We start from the raw sequence: 19,661 nt of genomic DNA on the forward strand, positions 1-19,661 counted from the left end.
ATGCCTAAATTTGAAAATTAAATCAAGAATGATAAATAATGAGTTTTAGATTTTTGATCTTCTTCTTGCTTAATATAATTTTAGCATCTGATAGTTTGGGGCAGAAAATAGAGTATTCAAATAAACAAATACTGGGCAAATCTCCCATTGACATGACAATACTACGGCGTTGGCCTCATGTAAATGCCCCGGTTATTAGCCCCAATGGTGCTTATGTCTCTTATACTATTAATGAACAACCGGAAAATAGTCGGACGCTAGTCGTTTGTGGGGTAAATGTTTCCTGGGAGAAGAAGGTTGTAGGAGGCTCCGATGGGTTCTTTTCTAAAGATAATAGACTATTTGTTTTTAGACACGTTGATACCCTTTGTTTTCTGGAGCTAGGAACAAATATAGTCAATCAGATTCCCAATATTCAAAGCATGAAATTTTCAAATGATTCGGCGGTATGCTGGCTTGGATATTGTTTAAAAAATAGTCCTCACGAATTAATCGTTCGAAACATACTTACAGGGATCGAGAAGAACTTTTCTAATGTGAGTTCATTTGTTTTTTCTAGTAGTGGGAGTACATTATTGCTGACAAGCAGCGTTTCAAATGCCCTGGATTGGGTTGATTTGCCCAAAGGAGATATTAAAAGGATCTGGCCTGATGATGGAGTGAGGATCAATAATTATGTGTTTGACCGCAGTGGTAGTCAGATTGTGATGATGGTAACTAATCCGATACCTGAAGGTGAAAACAGCATATGGTATTATCGAGCGGGTATGGATAGTGCTATAAAATTGGCTGACGATCATTCTCCGGGTGTTGACTCAGGTTTTGTTATTGGGCTTAGTGCTCCCTATTTTACAAAAAACGGTAAGTACGTCCTTTTTTCGGAAAAAAGAACCTCGAAAAGCCAGAGGCCTGATCCGGGTGCTGCGATGGTGGATGTTTGGCATTATAAGGATGTACGTTTGAATTCCGAGCAGCAGAACGACCCAACATTTGAGGATGTTACTTGTGCTATCCGGACACAAGGGGGACCTGTTGTTAGGATTGAAAAGGACGGATGGAAGATGGTAATTTCTCCCACTTTTTATAATGGTGATTTTACCGTTGTAAGTAATATGGGGGATTTCTTTTGGTGGGACGCAAGACAGAAAGAATCGTATTATGTAGTTTCTTTTGCAGATGGCAGTCGGAAGTTGTTGAGAAGTGGACGCATTGAGGAACTAACTGTATCTTCTACTGGAGCTTATGTTCTTTATTTTGATGGCAAAGAAAGAAACTATTATATATATGATACAAAGGTCAACCTTTCTAGGAATCTTACGAATACAATCCCTCGTCGGTTAGATAATGAATATGAATTGACTTTCTCTGGAAAATATCCTGATGGGGTAGGAATTGGGGCATGGTTAAAAAATGATACGTCGGTTCTGATATATGACAACTATGATATCTGGCAGGTAGATCCATCGGGGAAGCATACACCCATTGACCTAACTAATGGGTATGGTTTCAGGCAACACATCAAATTTCGATTAGTTAACTTTTCAAATGACGGAGAAAGCTTAACTGAAGGAGCTCCTTTGTTATTGACGGCCTTTAACGTGAAGAACAAATATAATGGATTTTATCAGGTGCTGCCTATCAAAAATAATGATCCAGAAAAATTATGCATGGGGCCTTATTTGTTGTACAGGGTTGATTCCCAGTCTCCTAACGGTGATGATTTTGACAAGGGGATGATCCCTGTGAAAGCCTCAGACGCTAATGTTTGGATTATAAAAAAACAGACTTCAACAGAGGCTCCTAATTACTTTGTAACATTTGATTTTAGGAATTTCCGGCCGATCTCAGACATCCAGCCTCAGCTGAAATATAACTGGCTCACCACAGAATTGGTTACTTATAAACAAATGGATGGCAGCTTTTCTCAGGGAATATTATATAAACCGGAGGATTTTGATCCTAAAAAAAAGTATCCGTTGATATTTAGTTATTATGAGACGTTTTCACATAGAATGTATGAATATCCTGTACCTGGGCTAAATCATGGGCGGATAGATATCCCTTCGTATGTGAGTCGGGGGTACCTTGTTTTTACGCCGGATATACACTATTCGGTTGCAAGTGTGACCGGACAATTGGTTGGTGATGCCGCGGTGAATTCCGTTGTGGGAGCAGCTAAATATTTGATGCGGCGGCCTTATATTGATAGTACAAAAATGGGTATACAAGGCCATAGCTTTGCGGGCGGTGAAACGCTATACATTATAACGCATTCTAAATTGTTCGCAGCTGCCTGTGCTGCTTCTTCAACGACAAGTGACGAAGTAAGTGCATATTTGAGCTTACTCAGTTCTCATGGACGGCCGGTGGGAGAGTTTAGGCAAGCTCATGCTGAAGGTGGTCACGATCGTATTGGTGTTACTCTTTGGGAGAAGCCTCAATTATACATTAATGCCTCACCTGTTTTCAAAGCTAATGAAGTCACTACACCTTTACTCATTATGCATAATAGAGGGGACGAATCTTGTAATTGGGAACAAGGCTTGGAGATGTATATCGCTCTTCGTCGTTTGGGGAAAAAAGTCTGGATGCTACAGTATGATGGGCAAGATCATACTGTTAATGGTGAGGCAGCAACGGACTTTACTATCCGTGTTGATCAATTTTTTGATTATTATATGAAAGGAAAATTTCCTCCTAAATGGATGACTGTAGGTGTGCCTGCCAGATTAAAAGGTATAGATACGGGTTTGGAAGTAGATAGTTCCGGTGCCAAGCCATAGTGGTTGTAAGATAGCTGAAAAACCGAATATTATGGAATGCGATAGGAAAGAATAAATTGGGATGTAGTTGCAATAATAGAATCAAGAAACTAAACTTTAGTTAAATAACCTGGTTGCATAATGTGTTTTTCATTTGGAGAGAGGAGTTGCAGGCACTTTGGTTTATCTTTTCCAATATACACATAGCGTAATAAATATCTTTTTGAATTTAGTTTATTGAACGTTTATAGATGTGATATGTTTTTTTTACTGAATATTACTAAAAGTGTGTGAAAGTTGTATTTCCTTGACAAAGGGTATTATCATCGCAATTTTCGCCTACTTCAACGGTGGTGTATTTATAAATATTTGGACCTTGAGTAGTAGGGGTTAGGTCACTTTGTATTGAGCAGGAGTTCCCTCCTTCTAAAGTGGTTGTGCAAAAAGTTATGAGATCGTTGGTCCTTGCATTGAAAGCCAAATCGCCGGCAACAACGGTTAATACTGCGATGGCGTAAAGCATAATTTTTGCTTTTATCATGATAAAAGATGTTTTTTAAAGTCGAAAAGCCAGTGTATTTTTAACTTCTTCACTAATAAAACATTCGATTGGATGTATTTAACTAAGTAGGGTGCCCTGTTTAAATAAACAGAATGGGCACCCTCTGTGTGTTGTCTTTCAAGTATACCTGTTATGTTTTATTTGTATACTTGGTCTCGCCAGTATGCTACTTATAAAGGCAATTGGCTTTTTTTCACATTCTAGTTACTCGTGCGTGAAGGAAGTTTGTCCTTGGCAACCGGTGTTCGCATCGCAATTTACACCGTCGTCAACGGTCGTGTACTTGTAAATGTTCGAGCCATTAGTTGTAGTGCTAATGTCCACTTGATCTAGGCAAAAATTGCCTCCCTGTAAAGTAGTGGTGCAATAGGTTGTGAGCTCGTTGGTCCTTGCACTGAAAGCCAATGCGCCACCAACAACGGCTAATACAGCAATGGCGCTAAGCATAATTTTTGCTTTTTTCATAAAAAAAGGTGCTTTTTAGAATCAAAAAGCTAAACTTTGGTTAAGTAAATTGGCTGCGTTAAACTAACTTCCATCAGGAGGTGCAGCCTTTTCCGCCCTGGAAGTATCCGGATATTTTTAGGAGTGAACCGTATATGATGTTTTTTAAAGGGCAGCTTTTTTTATTGTTTTGGTTCCCACATTTCCGATGAGAACTTGCTTAAGTCGTTTGCCCTTGTCGTATACTGCGATGTAGGGGATTGCTGTTACCTGAAAATATTTTCCGAACAGCGTGCTGTCATCGCGTCCGATAATAATATTGGGGTATTTGTTGAGTTGATAATGATTGTAGAAAGTCTTTAGCGAAGAAAAAGGAAAAGAGGAGATCATATAAAGCCTGATTTCATTTAAATTCTTGATATTAGTAATGATGTCCGCGGTTTGAGCCCGGCAAAATGGACAATTCGGGCTAAACAAGAACAATACAATCGGTTTGTCGGTGGGAATATTTACAGTATTTAAACGAGTGGTACTATCCATTAGTAATAGATTATAAGAAGGCATTGGTTTTCCTTCCAGTCCCGTAATAATAGGTGACTGGTTAGTGGAGCAACTGGATAAAAGCGATACAAGAAGTAAAAAAGATATCTTTTTCATCGTAAAATATTTTAACTTCTAGGCTAATGGAGCATTAACTTTTAGATTGTCCCCTGAGGTATAAGCCGATGCTGAAATTGTCGATATGTTCTTGGTTTCCTGAATAAGGGCTGAAATTAGCAAGCTGAGGAAACAAAAAGCGATAAGTATCGGAAATAATTGATAACGCAATTCAATCGGAGCTGCTAACACACTAAAAACAAGATTGGTCAGCCACAAGATTCCAGTTAATGTCAGTGTTTTTTTGCAAAAAGGGTTGCTTTTCTTATAGCGACCCACGGCAATAAAAGCTATAAAGGTGAGCAGAAAAATTAGATTGATAAGAGCTGAGCCAACTTGGAAAAAATTGGTAACCCTAATCTTTTTGTCTTTAAAATAGTTGGATATTTTATTGTTTTTCCATCCGAACCAGATAACTGCAATTTTATTCACACTATCTTCTCCCTCATTATAATAGCCTAAAAAACCAACTGGTGGGGCATAGTACCTAACAAAGTTGGGCCAGACAAACTCCTTAACGAAGGGCCCTGGGTGGTGTTCAATAAGGTAGCGGCCATACTCACTATACAATGGCGACATTGATGCCCAGCGTCTAAAGAATGGCTTCGTACTGTCTGTCTTCCAGTGTTCATTCATAAAGATTCTAAGCGGTGAGTGAAAGTCCCATAAGTAATAGACGCCTATATTGTGGTCCGGACGTAGGAATGAAGGAATGCGGCTTAATGACTCCATGTGTTTATTTACAATAGTGTGAAGTTCCCGAAACTTCGGTGGCACGTTGGAGGGAGAGTCGAGCTGTGAATGCGCATATCCATATAATGCATTAGCTGCCAGCTGCCAACCTCCAAAGGCGGAAAATTGCACTACACCAGTTTTTTTTATATAGCAATATTGTGTATATCCAATAAAGATGAAAAGCATTAGAAGGATGAGCCCTATGCTCATTTGTTTTTCGCTTCGGCGCAGCTGATTATGCAAGGAGATGACAAGGATGCTTATTATTGGATAGTATAATGCATTGTAACGAACTGTAAAGGCCATAAACAGGATTGCGGCGTGTAGTAGAAGTAATCGTAGATGGGGTTTATGAATAATCCATAATATCTGGGTAAACCAGACGAGGCTCAATGTAGTAAACAGTGCATCGCTTGATATGAAGTTGCTAATATGTGGTATTAATGGGTTGAGAGTGCTTAATGCTAGAAGGATTCGGAACAAGATCTTTCCTGGTGATAGAAGATAACTTACCGAAAACAAGAAATACAAAATGCTCAATTCAAGCAAAAAATATTGAAACCAAACTAGGCCGGCGGAATGATGTGTAATAAAAGGTATAAAACGTAGGAACCAGCTATAACCGATGGCCCACATGTTGATCATCTCGTGATCATGCGCGGCCTGCAGATATGAGTAGCTGTCTGGGGGCATGAAGTTGGGGAAAGGATAGAAAAATTTGAATATTAGAAATTGCAGGAAAATGGCTGCGATGCTAACCAGCAGCAACCGTTTATTATTTCTATCTGTTTGGAGCCATCGGTTGAATGTTCTAGTCGATGTTCTATTTATAAATAGCATATGGTGGATCTTAATTGCCGAAATTTGTTATGGTTCCTAGTGCACGCCTGTTATTATTCTTAATTTTTCGTTCCAATACGATGCCTGCCAATGCCAATACAATAAATACGCCGTTAAGAAAGATATGCCCGGTCCACGATAGCAATTCAATTATCCCCCCACAACTACAAGGGATGTCTTTGTTGAAAAGTAATATCATAATAATATAAATGGTAAATATTGTCATTAATGCTAGAGAAGCATAAAAGCCTTTTAGCCGCCAACGGGGAACAATGAGAAGTAATACTGCCGCAAACTCTGCATATGGAATGGTTGTAGCCACCAAAGGTGCAAATGGCGACAGTAGAGGAGACATTCCAATTTGTTCTTTTATAATAGAATATCCCATTGCTTTGCTAATGCCTGTATAAAGGAATAGTACCACAAATAGAAAGGTTATAGTTTCTGTGAACGTGCTTCGTTTTAGAATGGTCATGGCAATATCATTTAGCTATTTAGTAATGCTACTGAATTCGATTCGCTTTTGTAGGTGGGTATTTTTATGTTTTGTTTAATACTTGCCATTTGGGCCAACCAATCAATCAGTAAAGTCATAAATGTACTACTCAGTAGTATTGGGAAAACCTGGAACCGAAGCGCTGCTGAGGACGCGAATATTGTGAAACCTGCATTCAGTAACCATACTGTGGCTCCTAATAATATCCCTTTTCGGAACTGGGTGTTTTGCTTGAACCCGGCCAAGATAAAATAGCACATTAGACCAAAAAGCATCACTACATTTGTTACGCCAGACAAAATAGGGTAGAAATCCAACATGTGTATTTCCAGCCCTCCCGTCTTTGTACTAACCCTAAGATTTTTATATCGAAACCATCGCGCAGCAATCGCAGCTGTGTTGGCTCTTCCCGAATTATAAGTGGACAAGAACTCTACCGGAGGGGCGTAATATTTTTGAGCATTGGGCCACAGAAAATATTGAGCGAAATGCCTTGGGTAGTGAGCGATAATATATAGGCCGTAGTCTTTATACAAGGGGCCCATAGTCGCCCATTTTTTTAATTCATCGGCAGATGAGGTGTCGCTTTTAAATACTACGCTGTCTCGATATTTAAATAGTGAGAGGTGTTTTGTCCACATGTAGACTGTGCTGGCTTTTACATTCTCCGACGGAAACCTTGCGGTATTCCGTGTGCTGTCGAAATAGGTTCGAATCATATTGTCCAATGTGGCGAATCTAGGTAACACTGGCTTTCTTTCTGCGCTATCAACATATCGATAGGCATACATGGCATTGTTGGCCATTTGCCAACCAGAGAATGGTGAATATTGCCAGATTCCGGTAAGCTTTTGATACTGATTACCTGTATGCCATACAAAGAGCCCTATGGCTATGGCCCCAGTGCTAATTCCAACTATCTTTAGAACACGTGATTGCTGAGAAAGAAAAAAGGCTACAATAGCAATGAATAAATAAATGAGCGCGTTATAACGAAAGGTAAATGCAATGAAGATGATGAAAGTGTGCCAGATAATGAGTCTTACGCTAGGGCAATGGATGATCCATAACAGGAGTGTGAACCATGTTACACTTAGTGAAGCAAAGAGCGCGTCGCTGGAAACGAGATTGCCGAGGTAGAGGAACAACGGGTTGAAAATCATGAAACACAACAGAATATATTGTGCTACTTTGCTTGGTTTGTAGAAAAAAAATATGGTGAATAGTAAAAATAGGGTGCTCGATTGCAAGAATAAATATTGAAAAGCAACCAATGCTGTATCAGAGGTAGTAAATACACTAAATAAGCGAAGAAACATTGAGTATCCGATCATGTAGGTATTGATGCTTAAATTTTTTTCAGCTGTTTCAAGATATACAAAAGAATCCCCATGTATATAGCTTGCAAACGGGTAAAAATGCTTAAATATCGAAAACAACACAACCGAAACAATACCGGCCCCAATTAAAATCCTTTTATTGGACTTATCCTTAAATAGATAGTCCCTAAAAGAGCTACTACAGTTTATTTGGTCCGTTGCCATAGTCAAACAGTTTCCAGTGTTTTATTTTCACGTTTATGCTGGGTTACAGACACTGGTCCGTCAACAATAATCTTGTTATTAAACAGCGTATATTTTAAAATGCAATAAATGGTTCTAACCGCATCCCTCCACCCAATCTTCTTCCCTTCTGCATACGTTCTTCCATAATAAGATATTCCCACCTCATAAATCCTAATCCCTGGCAACATCGCCATCTTAATTGTTACCTCCGGTTCAAATCCAAACCTCTTTTCATGCAGATAAATCCGCTGTATAATGGAGGTTCTAAACACCTTATATCCCGTCTCCATATCCGTCAGATTAAGATTGGAGAACATATTGGTAATAAACGTAAGCACCGCATTCCCAATCGAATGCCAAAAGAACAATATTCTATGGGCATTCCCCCCCATAAACCGCGACCCATAAACGACATCCGCGTGCCCATTGATAATTGGTTTCAGAAGCGTATTGTATTCACTAGGGTCATATTCCAAATCCGCATCCTGTACAAGAAGGTATTCCCCGGTAGCTGCAGCGATCCCGGTATGAATAGCCGCCCCTTTCCCCTTATTAATATCGTGTCGGAAATACCGAATGTTCATATCCGGCCAAGCCTCCATAAATCCATTAATCGTCGTGGCTGTAGCGTCTGAAGAACAATCGTCGACAATAACGATTTCCTTTTCAATACGCCTGATAAGATGGACTTCCCTAATCCGGTCGAGCACTAATCCAATGCTCTTTTCTTCGTTGTAGGCTGGAATAATAATAGATAGCTTATTAAATGACATAGAACGACAGAATTTTCAATAGGTCAATTGAACAATCGTAACAAACGGTCCTTGAATGAGGCGAGAAAATGTGAAGTGTGATTTTCTGTTTTCGATGAAGCAAACCTATAAAGATCTTTTAGAAGCATTCCTATCCAAACCGACATTTCTAAAAACATTCCTAAAATGTCCAGGCGGTTTATTGAATCTTTTTGTGAACACCTTGATCAACGCCTCAGGGCTTGCGTAGCCTGTTTCTTCCGCTATTTCTTTTTCCGAAAGAGAAGTAGAGAGCAACAGATGAATGGACATAGCTATGCGCCCGTTAGTGATATACCCCTTGATGCCAGTATTAAATATTTCTTTAAACCCTTGCCTGAGCGTGGTTTGATTCGTCCCCACTTTCTTAACGAGCTTACTAACCTCCGGCGGATCAGCTAGGTTGGCATCCAGTATGGCCGCAACCTCCAGGATGTCTTGTTCTCGTTTATGCCGGGAGTCCGGCCTGCCGGATTTTATATGACCAATGCTCAATATGGCTTGCCGGGCCAGGGAATGGAGCAGTGCATTTTGATGACTCATCCATACCTGCTGGTCTTCCTGAATGAGGAGCATATCCCGTATAGACTGAAGCGAAACACTGTCCGGTTGAGGGCTGTCCGCCTGGAACCCATGCTTAGCCCACGCGCTTAGCTGGGGGTACAGGGATTGGGTAAGGGAAGACGGGAATGAATGCCATGGCAGCGCATCCAGGGTAACGTGCATCGAGCACCAGGCATATTGCCTGCCGGCGTCAAGCGTAATGGATATTTCCGACTGACATCGGAAGCCTATATAGAAGTTTGGCGGTGTTTGATTTGCAGGATCATGGCCGTTAAGTAACGCCCTATCCTTAAAATATTGTTTGATAAGTTGATCCCGGAAAAGAATACCCGGATGCACCATCGACGTGAATATTTCTGGCAGAGGTTTTAACCGTTTGATGTGAAGAGTGACCGGTTGCCGGGTACAATAGAAATGATACACAATCGTGAAATCCTTTGCATAAAAACAGACGTAGGAGAAGCAACCGTATTCGTTATAAAGGTCATGAGCGGGCCAGTAACCGACGTCTTCGTCTATAGTGGGCAATAGGACAACACCCTTTTGCCAGGTCTGTGGGACCCCGTTGCAGGTGATTTCGAACATTGAAGGTTAGGATAAGGTTCCGCAATTTCTCTATTCTGGGTATCAGAGAGCTCCCGAATCGGGAGTTTATAGCTGTCCAGTTCGAAAAAGATTTACACTCTATAGTGCGCGAGTCTATCGAGTTTCCCTTTGGTGAAAAACTCCGGGTGTTCACTGGTGGTCTTCTTTAGCTCAATCAAAGCAGCAGTTGCTTCCTCGACCTTGCCTATTTGGCTGCATATTTTAAAGTGCCATTCCAACACCCGCCAATTATAAAAGGAGTCGTCTGATACAATGGAGGTGGTGCTGGATGGCGCGTTCAGGTAAAAGAGTTCCAGGGCCTGTTTGCTGTATTCATACGCATAGTCCCACCATTCCTTTGCCATATAATAAGCGATAAGCTGCCGGATAGACTCGGCTCTTTCCGGATTGATATTGTAAGCAGCGAGGTAGGCCGCTTGGATATCTTCTGGCGTACCGCCTTGGTCTTCCAGGATAACCCCCAATTGCAATTGAGCATTGAATTTGTATTCTACATTGGAGGAATTTCGGAGGATCTTTTTGAAATAATAACTCGCCAGGTCATAATACTTTTCCTTTTGGGCTGCATCTTTATACTCTGCGCCTATCCGCTCAAACATAAGGCCGATTTGGTAAAACCAATAGGATCCGGCGTTTGGTTCGCTTCTAATGAATAAATCAAGGAACTGCGCGTTCCTTTCGTATTTTTTGATGATTTTCTCAGGGGGAAGGATTTCCTTAGGAGCTTTCTGAACATACAACCCGTCGATGGTACTTTTGCTTATTTCCGGTTGCCGATGTTTGAGGATCTCATAGACCGGACCATACCAATAAAAGCCCGCTCGGAGAGCAAAGAACATTCTTCTTGGGGATGATTTATCCTCGCTTTTAACGGGTGCATAATATAGGTCTGAAGCCAAGATTTCTTTGTCAAGCATTTTTTCTATAACCAACCTATCCTTGCAATTCATCCAAAACCCCCACACCTCCCGCTCATCCCACCCCAACTCGCGTACCACCTCCCTCAGCCTATCCAACGCAAAATTCCTCGACTGCCCAAAATCATCAAACGGCCGCTCGACCACATAAGTCGGCACGCCAAATTCCTCCCCGAAGGCCTGTATAATGCCCTGCGTCCCGTCCGTCGACCCGGTATCATTCGCCACAATAAGATCCGAAATAGGAAGAACAGACAGAAGCATATCCCGAACAGAAGAACTTTCATTCTTACATATAAAATGCAGCGCTAGCTTATTCATAACAAACAAATAATCCCTAGTTTACTCAAAAGACCCCAAAACGGATTTCGCATTCCGGATAAAAACTTTGCCTTCCCGAATTCACAACATTTCTTCAGAATTCAAAGCTCAGAATGTTCAATTAACCTATTGAACTTCTTCGCTACTTTATAAATGTGATCGTTTGCACCCCCCGGGGCATACGCTTTGCGCGTATCAACCCCGTAGATTTGCCGCCGTGTTGCGTGTGGTTTTGTTAACGGTTTGTGATTGTAAGGATCCCTCGGTGAATAAAACGTACTTTAAATTGCTTGTTGTCAAGAACTTATAATAAGATCCGATGTTTGAACAGGGAATGGCCGAGCCACAAGCGGCATACGATTTGCCGCTAAAACCGGCGCCCCTGAATAAACAGCGGGCAAAACGGGCAGTAATACGCGCCTGTGAAAATGAAACGTTGAGTATATTGGAAGACAGCGCTTACCTCCTGTCCACAAAACTGATTAAACTGTGAAGAAGGTCTCGATCAAAGACGTCGCCCGTCAAGCGGAAGTGTCCTACACCATTGCTTCCGCCGTACTAGGAGAACGTCACCGAAAGCTTGCCATCGATGAAGAAACGGCCCTCCACATCCAGCGGGTCGCCAAAGAATTGGGCTATACGCCCAACCCGATTGCCACCAGCCTGAAGAGCGGTAAAAGCCGCACCATCGCTTTTATCGTAGACGACATTTCCAGCCCCTTGTTTGGCGGCCTGGCCGGCATCATCGAGGCCGAGGCTCGCAAGTTCAACTATGCGGTCATCTGCTGCAGCACGGGGAACTCCCCGGAGTCGGGCCGCCGGGTTCTGCGCATGCTTGAACAGCGGCATATCGACGGCTACATCATCGTTCCCTGTAAGGAGCTCCGGCCGGAGATCCAAGCGCTCCAGAAAAGCCATAAACCGGTTGTTTTGGTCAACCAGTATGTCAAAACACCTTCCCCCATTGCCTACGTGATCACCGATGAATACGCAGATATCTACGAAGGCGTGCGCTTCCTGGTCTCCCGGGGATACCGGCGGATTGGGTTGCTGACGGAAGGGGAGGACGCCCAGCTCCAGTTCAACGGCTATAAAGATGCCCTCCACGCGGTCAACCTGACCTACGCCCGGAAATACGTCTCCAAGGTGCGGGCGGGGATCAAGGCCGGGGAACTGGAGACCCATATCCGCCAGTTCCTCCTGGATCACCGGGACATGGAAGCGCTCCTCTTGGTCGGGGAGCGGATCGCCCTGACGGGGCTCCAGACCCTCAAATTCCTGCGCATCAACGTACCGGACGACATGGCGGTCCTTTGCTACGCCGATCACCTCCTGCTCAAACTCAACGAACCGGCGATCACCGTGATCCGGCCTCCCCTGGAGGAGATGGCCCTCCACGCCATCCAGTTGTTGATTCGCCAGTTGTCGGACCCAGGGCATGTCCCGGGGGCGGCATACCGGTTTGCCTTACGGAGCCGGTTGATCGTACGCGAGTCGGTTTGATATTCCTTTTGTTCATTATCCAAACTATTTTGGAGCGGATGGGTTACAAGGGACGGGTCGTTTGTTCCTTATAGTAGCCCTGCAAAACCCGTATTTATACGGATGTGCAGGTCATATTTTTTTACATACCTTATGGCTGCTTACTTTCTTCACACAAACATTTAACCACAAAGCCCCCCGTATGATTAATATCGCGCTGGTAGACAGTCGCGTGCGGCATAGGGCAGCGCTGGCGGAGTATATCCGCTCGTTCGATGAATATGACGTGATGTTAGAGGCCTCTGATGGACAGGATTTCATCCGCCAGGTTAGGCCGGACTACCATCCCGACATGGTAATCATGGACACCAGCACCCCCCGCACACTTGGCCAGGATACAGCCCGCTGGATCAGCAATCATTACCCCCAGGTAAAGATCTTCGCCTTTTCCATTTCCGCAAAAGCACGGTCCATCGTCCGGACGCACCGGATCAGTATCCGGCGTTATGCTTTCCGGGACAGGGACCCGTTGGCGCTCCGGCCGGCGTTGGGGGACCTGTTGGACAAGGGCTTTTATTATTCGGACATGCTCTCCGGGCGGATGCTTCCGGGTTCCTCTATCCGGGAGGAAAGAATCATAAACAACCACGCGCTGAGTGAACGCGAGCTGCAGTTCCTTCGCCTGGCTTGTTCGGAACTGACCTATAAAGAGATCGCCGACAAGATGTACCTGAGCGCCCGGACCATCGACGGGTATCGGGATGCCTTGTTTGATAAGCTCAATGTCCGGACACGGGTAGGGCTGGTGATGTATGCGATAAGGTCGGGGATTGCAGCTGCGTGAGCAAAATATCGAGCAAGGCGGTGGCGTCGATGCTGCCCAGGCCGGTACAGGCGTTCCAACCTGGTGCTGCGGAATAACCGGGCAAGGGTGGCCAGGCATTATTACCCTCCCGTACGGGATGGAAGACACCCTTGTCTTTTTGGGCATACAGTATAGGGTTTAGAAAACCCAGGGGCTTGCCGAGGTGGGTGTTGAGTAAGGCAATCAAACCCGCGTACAAAGGCGCCGCCACACTGGTTCCGTGGACAGGCCCGGTGTGGTTGCCGTTCAGGATAAAGCTGGTCAGCATCGCTTGTCCGGCGATATCGGGCAGCCACCGGCCCTTGAGGGGGGTATGAGGATGGGGGTTATGGTTCAACGGTGTGGGGAACCTGAGCTCTTTCTGCCATTCCGGGGGTGTTGTAAAACGGCTGCTCAAACCGCCGCCGGGAGCGCCTCCCGTATTCCAAACGATCTCGGACCAGGTGCCGTCGGTGGCCGTTTCGATCAAGGTGCCCCCGCAGGCGGTTACGTGGGGATCGGAGGCGGGGTATTCCACATGGACTTTGTTGTCTTTGCGGCCACCGCAGACACCCTTGTCCCCGGAGGCCGCCAGGACACTGATGTTTTGCCGGGCGGCGTCTTCAAACACTTCGCTCAGGCTTTGCGTGGCCTGTACGGTCCAGCTGTGTTCCGCTCCTCCCCAACTGATGGAAATGATGTGGGGCGGGGTATCGCCGTACACCACCGCTTTCAGGGTGTCGATCCAGCCTTTTTCGGTGTTGCTCCCAAAATAGACGTCGATGTTTACCCCCGGCGCCAGCGCGGAAGCGATGGCTATATCCAGGCCGACCTCCAGGTCGTCTTCCGTGGCCTCGGTCAGGATGTTGGGCCGGGGTTGCGTTTCCCCGGGGCCGGTGACGATATAGGGTTGTAGCACAGGAGGTGTTTGGAAGTACCCAAGATCACAGTTGCCCTGGATGTCGCCAGGGTATATCTGGCCGCCAAACTCCAGCAAGGCGATCCGTTGACCGGATACATCGGCTGCCGGGGGGAAACGGTAGGCTTTGGCGATATCCGCAGGACTCAGAGGAGAGGGATACACGTTGACCGGCGGAACAGTCCGTTTCCGGCTGCTGACCGTCCGGTTGTCCAATCCAAAAACACCCTGTACAATGGGGATGAGGTTGTCGGGGAGCAGGATCGATCCATCCCGGCCCCGGTATTCCTGTTGCGGGCTTTGGTAGCGGTGAAGGGAGACCTGGAAGGCCGCTTCCATTTGGGTGATGGTCCCGGTGGCCTGAATACTCCGTTTTCGTGTATCGGTGTCTGTGACCGTGAGTCCTTTACCCTGGAGATATTGGGTCACCAGGTCGATGTCCCCGGCATCGGCAATTTGTTGCCCGGGAGCTTTTCGGATATCGAGGCTGATATGTACGGTGCCTTGAGGGTCGAGGTCGTCCTTGAGAACGGCGCCAGGTAGGGGTTCCCTGGCCGACCCATAAATGGCTTGGAATCCTGTAGGGTGGGTGAGCGGTGGCATGTCGTTTGGTTGTGGTGCAAAGATGTCCCGGGGGAGGGCGAGAGACAAGGGTGAATAAACGGTATTTTTCAGGGGTAAACACCCTTGTCGGGTTGAAAGGCTTGCGGCAGTTTTATGGAAAATTACCAAACCACAAAAAAACAATTATGCCTGCTGTTAAAACAACCACTGGGGGCATCCAGATGCTAAAGGCCTACGACCATGCCATCATGGGTAATTATTGTAAGAAAAAGTACCTCGCCTTTTCTCAACTGACCGGCTTTGCCCAGCCGGCCTTTTGGTTTATCTCGAAAACCAATTTCCAGAACCTGATGACGTCGGTGTCGACCGGCGGGGGATTCCGGGTCTATTTCGGGTATTGCGATCCCGCCAATTGCCCGGCTTCCCTAAAGGCTTATGCCGGTAGCCTGGTACTGGTGTTTTCGGCCACGGATTTCAATTACAAGGACCTGGCCCTGACCACCCCGGGGCTGTCCTATTATGTCGTGACACCGCCCACGGTCACGGGCGGTGGCCCCTTTACCGGGGGACCGGTCGTGACGGTGCCCCACGCGGACGCCAGCAACCTGGTGGCCAATTTCCAAAACACGATCGTGCCCTTTTCCGCCGCCCTCAACACGGCCGTGCAAACCGCTTACAAAAACACCCCCGTTCCCGCCTTTTCCGAAACGACTTCCCTTTGGTATATTAAAGGCTGGGCGGACGCCGTCAACAGCGATATCACCACCTACAATGTCCAGGGGATTTCCTTTTTCATCGGCGCCTATTCAAACGATGACGGGGACGACGGCCAGCCGCCGACCGCCCTGCAACAAACGACCCTGGTAGCGGAGTATGCATCTTCTTTTGCCTATGAAGGCAACACGTATTATTTTCACTTCGACCCGGAGGACATTGTTGGCGGGCAGCCTGCCCCTCCAGCGAGTGCCCACGGGAGGGCGCCCCAGGTGATCTCGCACTTTTTTGGAGACAATACCGCCAATCCATGTCCACCGAACACCTGCGGTGGCGTTTCCCTGCCCTGAGAACACCCATAAAAACCGATCCGTTTTGATTCTGAAAATCTATTTGGCCGTTCTGCTGATCTGTTTCTTGTCCAGCCTGAATGCGTTCAGGCTGGACTTCCCTTTGCGCCTGAAGGTCCTGTCGGTGTTGATGGGCATCACTTTTTGCAATGAAACCCTTTGTAGCGTGTTGACGGGTCCGCTCCATATCCGCAACAACATGCCTTTCTACAACGTCTTTAGCCTTCTGGAGACCCTCACCTTTGCGGTTTATTTTTACCTGTTGCTGGGCAAAGGATGGGCGCGGGTGGCGATCGTCGTCTTTTTTATTGCCTTCCCGCTATGGTGGGGATACACAACGTTTTTTTTGTTCGGGCTTCATAACTGGAACAGCTATGTGAATATTGGGGAGACGTTGCTTTGCCTGGTGATGGGGGTTCGTTATTTTGTGGTGGTGTTTACGGCCGATGAATTGACGACCCTCCATGACAACCCTGACTTTTGGATCGTGGTGGGGCTCCTGTTGTATTTCACCGTCCAGTTGCCCTTTGGGGGAATGTTGAACTTTATGAACGGGCACCTGTTAAGACTGGCCAAGGCGTTTGCTGACAAATATCAATTGTTGAATATCTTGTTGTATACCATCTTTACCTACGCGTTCTTATGCAAGAGGAAGTCTGGGTAGTGCTGGTGGCGGGCAGCCTCATCTTCCTGGTGCTGGTCGGCATCCTGGTCTTCGTCCTGCTTTTCTATCAGAAGAGGCGTTTCCAGCATGCGCGCAAGCTCCTGGAAATGGAAAAGACCTATTCGGAGGCCATGCTGTTGTCCCAGTTGGAGATCCGGGAGGAGACCTTCCGCAACATCAGCCAGGAGATCCATGACAACATCGGCCAGGTATTGAGTTTTATCAAGCTGAACCTGAACACCCTGAACCTCCATGGGGATGACCGGGACGAAGACAAACTCCGGCAATCCAGGGGACTCCTGACCCGCGCCATCCAGGACCTGAGGGACATCGCCCGGACGCTGGACACGGACTTTATCAAAGATATGGGGCTGGCTGAAGCGATCGAACAACAACTGACGATCCTGGGGAAATCGTTTGCCACCACCTACGTGGAGGAGGGGAAGTCTTACCGCCTCGATGTTCGCGTAGAACTGGTGGGTTTCCGGGTGGTGCAGGAACTGCTGAACAATATCGTCAAACACGCCGGGGCCTCGGAGATCGGCATCCGCATCGGCTATGGAGAGGATCAGGTGGCCGTGGAGATCCGCGACAACGGATCGGGCTTTGTCCTGGAGGAGGCGACGCCCGGACGGGGCCTTGGATTACGCAATATGATCAGCCGTATGGAGCTCATCCGGGGACAGATCAGGATCGATCGCCTCCCGGAGGGTGGATCGCTGGCGACTATTCTACTACCAAATGATTAAATATGGAACACACATTACCCTCTGTAGCCCTCGTGGACGACCATGTGCTGATGCGCAGCGGTCTTGCCGCTCTTATCGGGGGATTTGAGGGATTTTCCGTCCTCTTTGAAGCGGACAACGGGAAGGACTTTATCCGTCAGACCAGCGAAGGAAAGACACCGGACATCGTCCTCCTCGATATTCAAATGCACGAGATGGACGGCTATGCCACTGCCGCATGGATCAAGGAAAACCTGCCGGAAACAAAGGTCCTGGCCTTGTCCATGTACGACAACGATGCCGCCATCATTCGGATGCTCCGTCAGGGGGCCCGGGGGTATGTCCTAAAGGACATCGAGCCCGCCGAACTGAAACAGGCGCTCCGTGACCTGCACACCAAAGGGTATTATCATACCGACATGGTGACGGGGCGGCTGATCAATTCCATGAACCAGGAAGACCAGGCGGTCCTCTCGGAGCGTGAACAGGAATTCCTGACCTGGGCGTGTACCGAGCTCACCTATAAAGCAATCGCAGACGAGATGAACCTGAGCCCGCGGACCATCGACGGGTATCGGGATGCGTTGTTTGAAAAGCTGCACACCAAGAGCAGGGTAGGTTTGGTGGTCTACGCGATCAAGCATGGGATCGTGCGGGTCTAGAGGTTCACCCACCTTCCTTCTTTCGCTCCGCGCACCACCGCGTCGATCACTTCCATATTGCTTACCGCATCGCCCAAAGGTGTCGGCACCTCCTTCCCTTCAAGGATCGCCCTTGAAAAAGCATCCCCCTGCAATGTATACTGGTTGGCCGCTTCTACCAGGAGCTCCCGCGCAGGCGCACCGGCAGTTTGAATGAGGATACGGGTGGCTTCCCCGGCAGGCGCGTTGGCAGGGATCAGCACTTCCAGCCGCCCCGTCGTCCCGTGTACCAGCACCCGCTGGTAAGGCGCCATTTGGGTCGAACACGTAAACGTGGCCTGCACGCCGCTAAAGTCAAGCAACCCGGACGTCACCCGGTCGACACCGAGCACGGGATCAAGCTCGACCAAACCGGTGACTTTTACCGGTTCTGCGTCGAGGATAAACCGTGGCCACGAAATACAATAACACCCGATATCCATCAACCCGCCCCCACCGATTTCCGCCTGGTTGCGGATGTTGCCGGGGTCGTCGTTGTAATAAGAGAAGTGGGCGTGGATTGCGTGTACCTCACCGATCGCGCCTTCGCGGACAAGGGTCCGGGCCCGGATCCATTGTGGGTGAAAGCGGTACATAAAGGCTTCCATAACGCGCATACCGGGATAGGTGGCCGCGGCGGTCATGAGGGCCTTGGCTTCGCTCACATCGAGTGCGATAGGTTTTTCGCAAAGCACGTGTTTGCCCGCCTGCAACGCCTTGAGGGTCCAGGGGACGTGAAGGTGGTTGGGGAGGGGGTTGTACACAGCGTCCACCTCTGGGTCGGCGAGCAGCTCTTCATAACTCCCATACGCCTTGGGGATACCCAGGTCTTCCGCGGCGGCTTCGGCCCGGTGCAGGTCGCGGCTCGCGATGGCGGTGACCGTTGTCAGCTTGCCCTGTTGCATGGCAGGGATGACCTGTTTGAGGGCAATCTTGGCGACGCCGAGGATGCCCCAGCGGATGGGGGGAGTGAGGGTGCTCATGGGCGCAAAATAGGGTAAGGATGCCACCCGTCAAAACACGGTTGTAACCGGGGTGTTTTTCCGGTATGCTTCTTTTTCAATTAGCGCTTACTTAGCGCTTATTCACAAAAATATTTCTTATGGCACTCATACAAGCCACCCAGCCTTTAGTCCCCCTGACTATGAACATGGACAAGGTCTTTCTCACCGTGACCATCGGCAACTTTCAGATCGGCGCCAGCGCTATATGGTTCGATGGAGGTCCCCTCCTGACCAAAGGGGATATTTCCCAATTCCTGCTCGGTAAAAAAGTAGACCTGCTGGGGAAAAAGCTTTGGATCGTCACCACTGTGCTGGATTCCAATCCTGCGGACGGAAACATCATCGTGACCATAGGGTTTAATGGGACAACGTCCGCCCCGATCGTTGTTACCGCCGCGCTCAATGCCGGTGATATCTATGCGCTAACCACCTCATATACTTTCAACTAATAC

General features: G+C 47.1%; 18 protein-coding genes. 8 read left to right on the forward strand and 10 right to left on the reverse strand.

Annotation, left to right across the window (positions count from 1 at the left end):
• Nucleotides 1–38: 38 nt before the first annotated feature.
• On the forward strand, nt 39–2,783 hold the full coding sequence (locus EDB95_RS14335) for an alpha/beta hydrolase family protein (RefSeq protein ID WP_133994490.1): 2,745 nt from the start codon (nt 39–41) through the stop codon (nt 2,781–2,783).
• Between the two features lie 259 nt (nt 2,784–3,042).
• On the opposite strand, the gene EDB95_RS14340 is transcribed toward EDB95_RS14335, so the two are convergent.
• The 8 genes from EDB95_RS14340 to EDB95_RS14375 all read right to left on the reverse strand — a co-directional run bounded on the left by EDB95_RS14340 (nt 3,043) and on the right by EDB95_RS14375 (nt 11,260).
• Entirely contained in the window at nt 3,043–3,303 is a 261-nt protein-coding gene (locus EDB95_RS14340; RefSeq protein WP_133994491.1) for a hypothetical protein, read from the reverse strand.
• 630 nt (nt 3,304–3,933) lie between these two features.
• Nucleotides 3,934–4,425: a TlpA family protein disulfide reductase gene (locus EDB95_RS14345; protein WP_133994492.1), complete on the reverse strand. Its 492-nt coding sequence runs from the start codon at nt 4,423–4,425 to the stop codon at nt 3,934–3,936.
• 18 nt (nt 4,426–4,443) lie between these two features.
• Nucleotides 4,444–5,466 (reverse strand): hypothetical protein, encoded by a 1,023-nt coding sequence (locus EDB95_RS14350; protein WP_133994493.1) that lies wholly within the window; start codon nt 5,464–5,466, stop codon nt 4,444–4,446.
• A gap of 544 nt (nt 5,467–6,010) precedes the next feature.
• A complete protein-coding gene (locus EDB95_RS14355; protein ID WP_133994494.1) occupies nt 6,011–6,475 on the reverse strand; it encodes a MauE/DoxX family redox-associated membrane protein in 465 nt (154 codons plus the stop codon).
• Between the two features lie 11 nt (nt 6,476–6,486).
• Nucleotides 6,487–8,040: a hypothetical protein gene (locus EDB95_RS14360; RefSeq protein WP_133994495.1), complete on the reverse strand. Its 1,554-nt coding sequence runs from the start codon at nt 8,038–8,040 to the stop codon at nt 6,487–6,489.
• 2 nt (nt 8,041–8,042) lie between these two features.
• Nucleotides 8,043–8,834: a glycosyltransferase family 2 protein gene (locus tag EDB95_RS14365; RefSeq protein WP_133994496.1), complete on the reverse strand. Its 792-nt coding sequence runs from the start codon at nt 8,832–8,834 to the stop codon at nt 8,043–8,045.
• Nucleotides 8,835–8,939: 105 nt separating this feature from the next.
• Complete coding sequence (locus EDB95_RS14370; RefSeq protein WP_133994497.1) at nt 8,940–10,001, reverse strand: helix-turn-helix transcriptional regulator; 1,062 nt, start codon at nt 9,999–10,001, stop codon at nt 8,940–8,942.
• Nucleotides 10,002–10,093: 92 nt separating this feature from the next.
• A complete protein-coding gene (locus EDB95_RS14375; protein WP_133994498.1) occupies nt 10,094–11,260 on the reverse strand; it encodes a glycosyltransferase family protein in 1,167 nt (388 codons plus the stop codon).
• Between the two features lie 489 nt (nt 11,261–11,749).
• Between EDB95_RS14375 and EDB95_RS14380 the strand changes: the two genes are divergently transcribed.
• Nucleotides 11,750–12,763, forward strand: a complete 1,014-nt coding sequence (locus EDB95_RS14380) for a LacI family DNA-binding transcriptional regulator (RefSeq protein WP_133994499.1) — start codon at nt 11,750–11,752, stop codon at nt 12,761–12,763.
• Between the two features lie 181 nt (nt 12,764–12,944).
• Nucleotides 12,945–13,586, forward strand: coding sequence for a response regulator transcription factor (locus EDB95_RS14385; RefSeq protein ID WP_133994500.1), 642 nt, complete (start codon nt 12,945–12,947; stop codon nt 13,584–13,586).
• On the opposite strand, the gene EDB95_RS14390 is transcribed toward EDB95_RS14385, so the two are convergent.
• Nucleotides 13,522–15,108 carry a S53 family peptidase gene (locus EDB95_RS14390; protein ID WP_162852604.1) on the reverse strand — a complete coding sequence of 529 codons (1,587 nt, stop codon included), beginning with the start codon at nt 15,106–15,108 and terminating at the stop codon, nt 13,522–13,524. The two genes, EDB95_RS14385 and EDB95_RS14390, sit on opposite strands and share 65 nt — an antisense overlap.
• 146 nt (nt 15,109–15,254) lie before the next feature.
• Between EDB95_RS14390 and EDB95_RS14395 the strand changes: the two genes are divergently transcribed.
• The 4 genes from EDB95_RS14395 to EDB95_RS14410 are packed head-to-tail and all read left to right on the forward strand — an operon-like array spanning nt 15,255 to nt 18,187.
• A complete protein-coding gene (locus EDB95_RS14395; protein ID WP_133994502.1) occupies nt 15,255–16,133 on the forward strand; it encodes a hypothetical protein in 879 nt (292 codons plus the stop codon).
• Nucleotides 16,134–16,158: 25 nt separating this feature from the next.
• Complete coding sequence (locus EDB95_RS14400; protein ID WP_133994503.1) at nt 16,159–16,797, forward strand: hypothetical protein; 639 nt, start codon at nt 16,159–16,161, stop codon at nt 16,795–16,797.
• Nucleotides 16,776–17,546 carry a sensor histidine kinase gene (locus EDB95_RS14405; RefSeq protein WP_133994504.1) on the forward strand — a complete coding sequence of 257 codons (771 nt, stop codon included), beginning with the start codon at nt 16,776–16,778 and terminating at the stop codon, nt 17,544–17,546. Before EDB95_RS14400 ends, EDB95_RS14405 begins: the two co-directional genes overlap by 22 nt.
• 2 nt (nt 17,547–17,548) lie before the next feature.
• Nucleotides 17,549–18,187 carry a response regulator transcription factor gene (locus EDB95_RS14410; protein ID WP_133994505.1) on the forward strand — a complete coding sequence of 213 codons (639 nt, stop codon included), beginning with the start codon at nt 17,549–17,551 and terminating at the stop codon, nt 18,185–18,187.
• Here the strand turns inward: EDB95_RS14410 and EDB95_RS14415 are convergent.
• Nucleotides 18,184–19,188: a Gfo/Idh/MocA family protein gene (locus EDB95_RS14415; protein WP_133994506.1), complete on the reverse strand. Its 1,005-nt coding sequence runs from the start codon at nt 19,186–19,188 to the stop codon at nt 18,184–18,186. The genes EDB95_RS14410 and EDB95_RS14415 overlap by 4 nt on opposite strands.
• A 119-nt stretch (nt 19,189–19,307) precedes the next feature.
• Here EDB95_RS14415 and EDB95_RS14420 point away from each other — a divergent pair, with 119 nt between their 5' ends.
• Complete coding sequence (locus EDB95_RS14420) at nt 19,308–19,658, forward strand: hypothetical protein (protein WP_133994507.1); 351 nt, start codon at nt 19,308–19,310, stop codon at nt 19,656–19,658.
• Nucleotides 19,659–19,661 lie beyond the last annotated feature (3 nt).

The sequence above is a fragment of the Dinghuibacter silviterrae genome, assembly GCF_004366355.1.
GTDB lineage: Bacteria > Bacteroidota > Bacteroidia > Chitinophagales > Chitinophagaceae > Dinghuibacter > Dinghuibacter silviterrae.

Coding starts and splice junctions, on each gene's coding strand:
- EDB95_RS14355 (WP_133994494.1), bottom strand. CDS start 6,475: ATGACCATTCTAAAACGAAGCACGTTCACAGAAACTATAACCTTTCTA.
- EDB95_RS14335 (WP_133994490.1), top strand. CDS start 39: ATGAGTTTTAGATTTTTGATCTTCTTCTTGCTTAATATAATTTTAGCA.
- EDB95_RS14345 (WP_133994492.1), bottom strand. CDS start 4,425: ATGAAAAAGATATCTTTTTTACTTCTTGTATCGCTTTTATCCAGTTGC.
- EDB95_RS14350 (WP_133994493.1), bottom strand. CDS start 5,466: ATGGCCTTTACAGTTCGTTACAATGCATTATACTATCCAATAATAAGC.
- EDB95_RS14415 (WP_133994506.1), bottom strand. CDS start 19,188: ATGAGCACCCTCACTCCCCCCATCCGCTGGGGCATCCTCGGCGTCGCC.
- EDB95_RS14395 (WP_133994502.1), top strand. CDS start 15,255: ATGCCTGCTGTTAAAACAACCACTGGGGGCATCCAGATGCTAAAGGCC.
- EDB95_RS14405 (WP_133994504.1), top strand. CDS start 16,776: ATGCAAGAGGAAGTCTGGGTAGTGCTGGTGGCGGGCAGCCTCATCTTC.
- EDB95_RS14375 (WP_133994498.1), bottom strand. CDS start 11,260: ATGAATAAGCTAGCGCTGCATTTTATATGTAAGAATGAAAGTTCTTCT.
- EDB95_RS14385 (WP_133994500.1), top strand. CDS start 12,945: ATGATTAATATCGCGCTGGTAGACAGTCGCGTGCGGCATAGGGCAGCG.
- EDB95_RS14390 (WP_162852604.1), bottom strand. CDS start 15,108: ATGCCACCGCTCACCCACCCTACAGGATTCCAAGCCATTTATGGGTCG.
- EDB95_RS14370 (WP_133994497.1), bottom strand. CDS start 10,001: ATGTTCGAAATCACCTGCAACGGGGTCCCACAGACCTGGCAAAAGGGT.
- EDB95_RS14340 (WP_133994491.1), bottom strand. CDS start 3,303: ATGATAAAAGCAAAAATTATGCTTTACGCCATCGCAGTATTAACCGTT.
- EDB95_RS14365 (WP_133994496.1), bottom strand. CDS start 8,834: ATGTCATTTAATAAGCTATCTATTATTATTCCAGCCTACAACGAAGAA.
- EDB95_RS14360 (WP_133994495.1), bottom strand. CDS start 8,040: ATGGCAACGGACCAAATAAACTGTAGTAGCTCTTTTAGGGACTATCTA.
- EDB95_RS14410 (WP_133994505.1), top strand. CDS start 17,549: ATGGAACACACATTACCCTCTGTAGCCCTCGTGGACGACCATGTGCTG.
- EDB95_RS14420 (WP_133994507.1), top strand. CDS start 19,308: ATGGCACTCATACAAGCCACCCAGCCTTTAGTCCCCCTGACTATGAAC.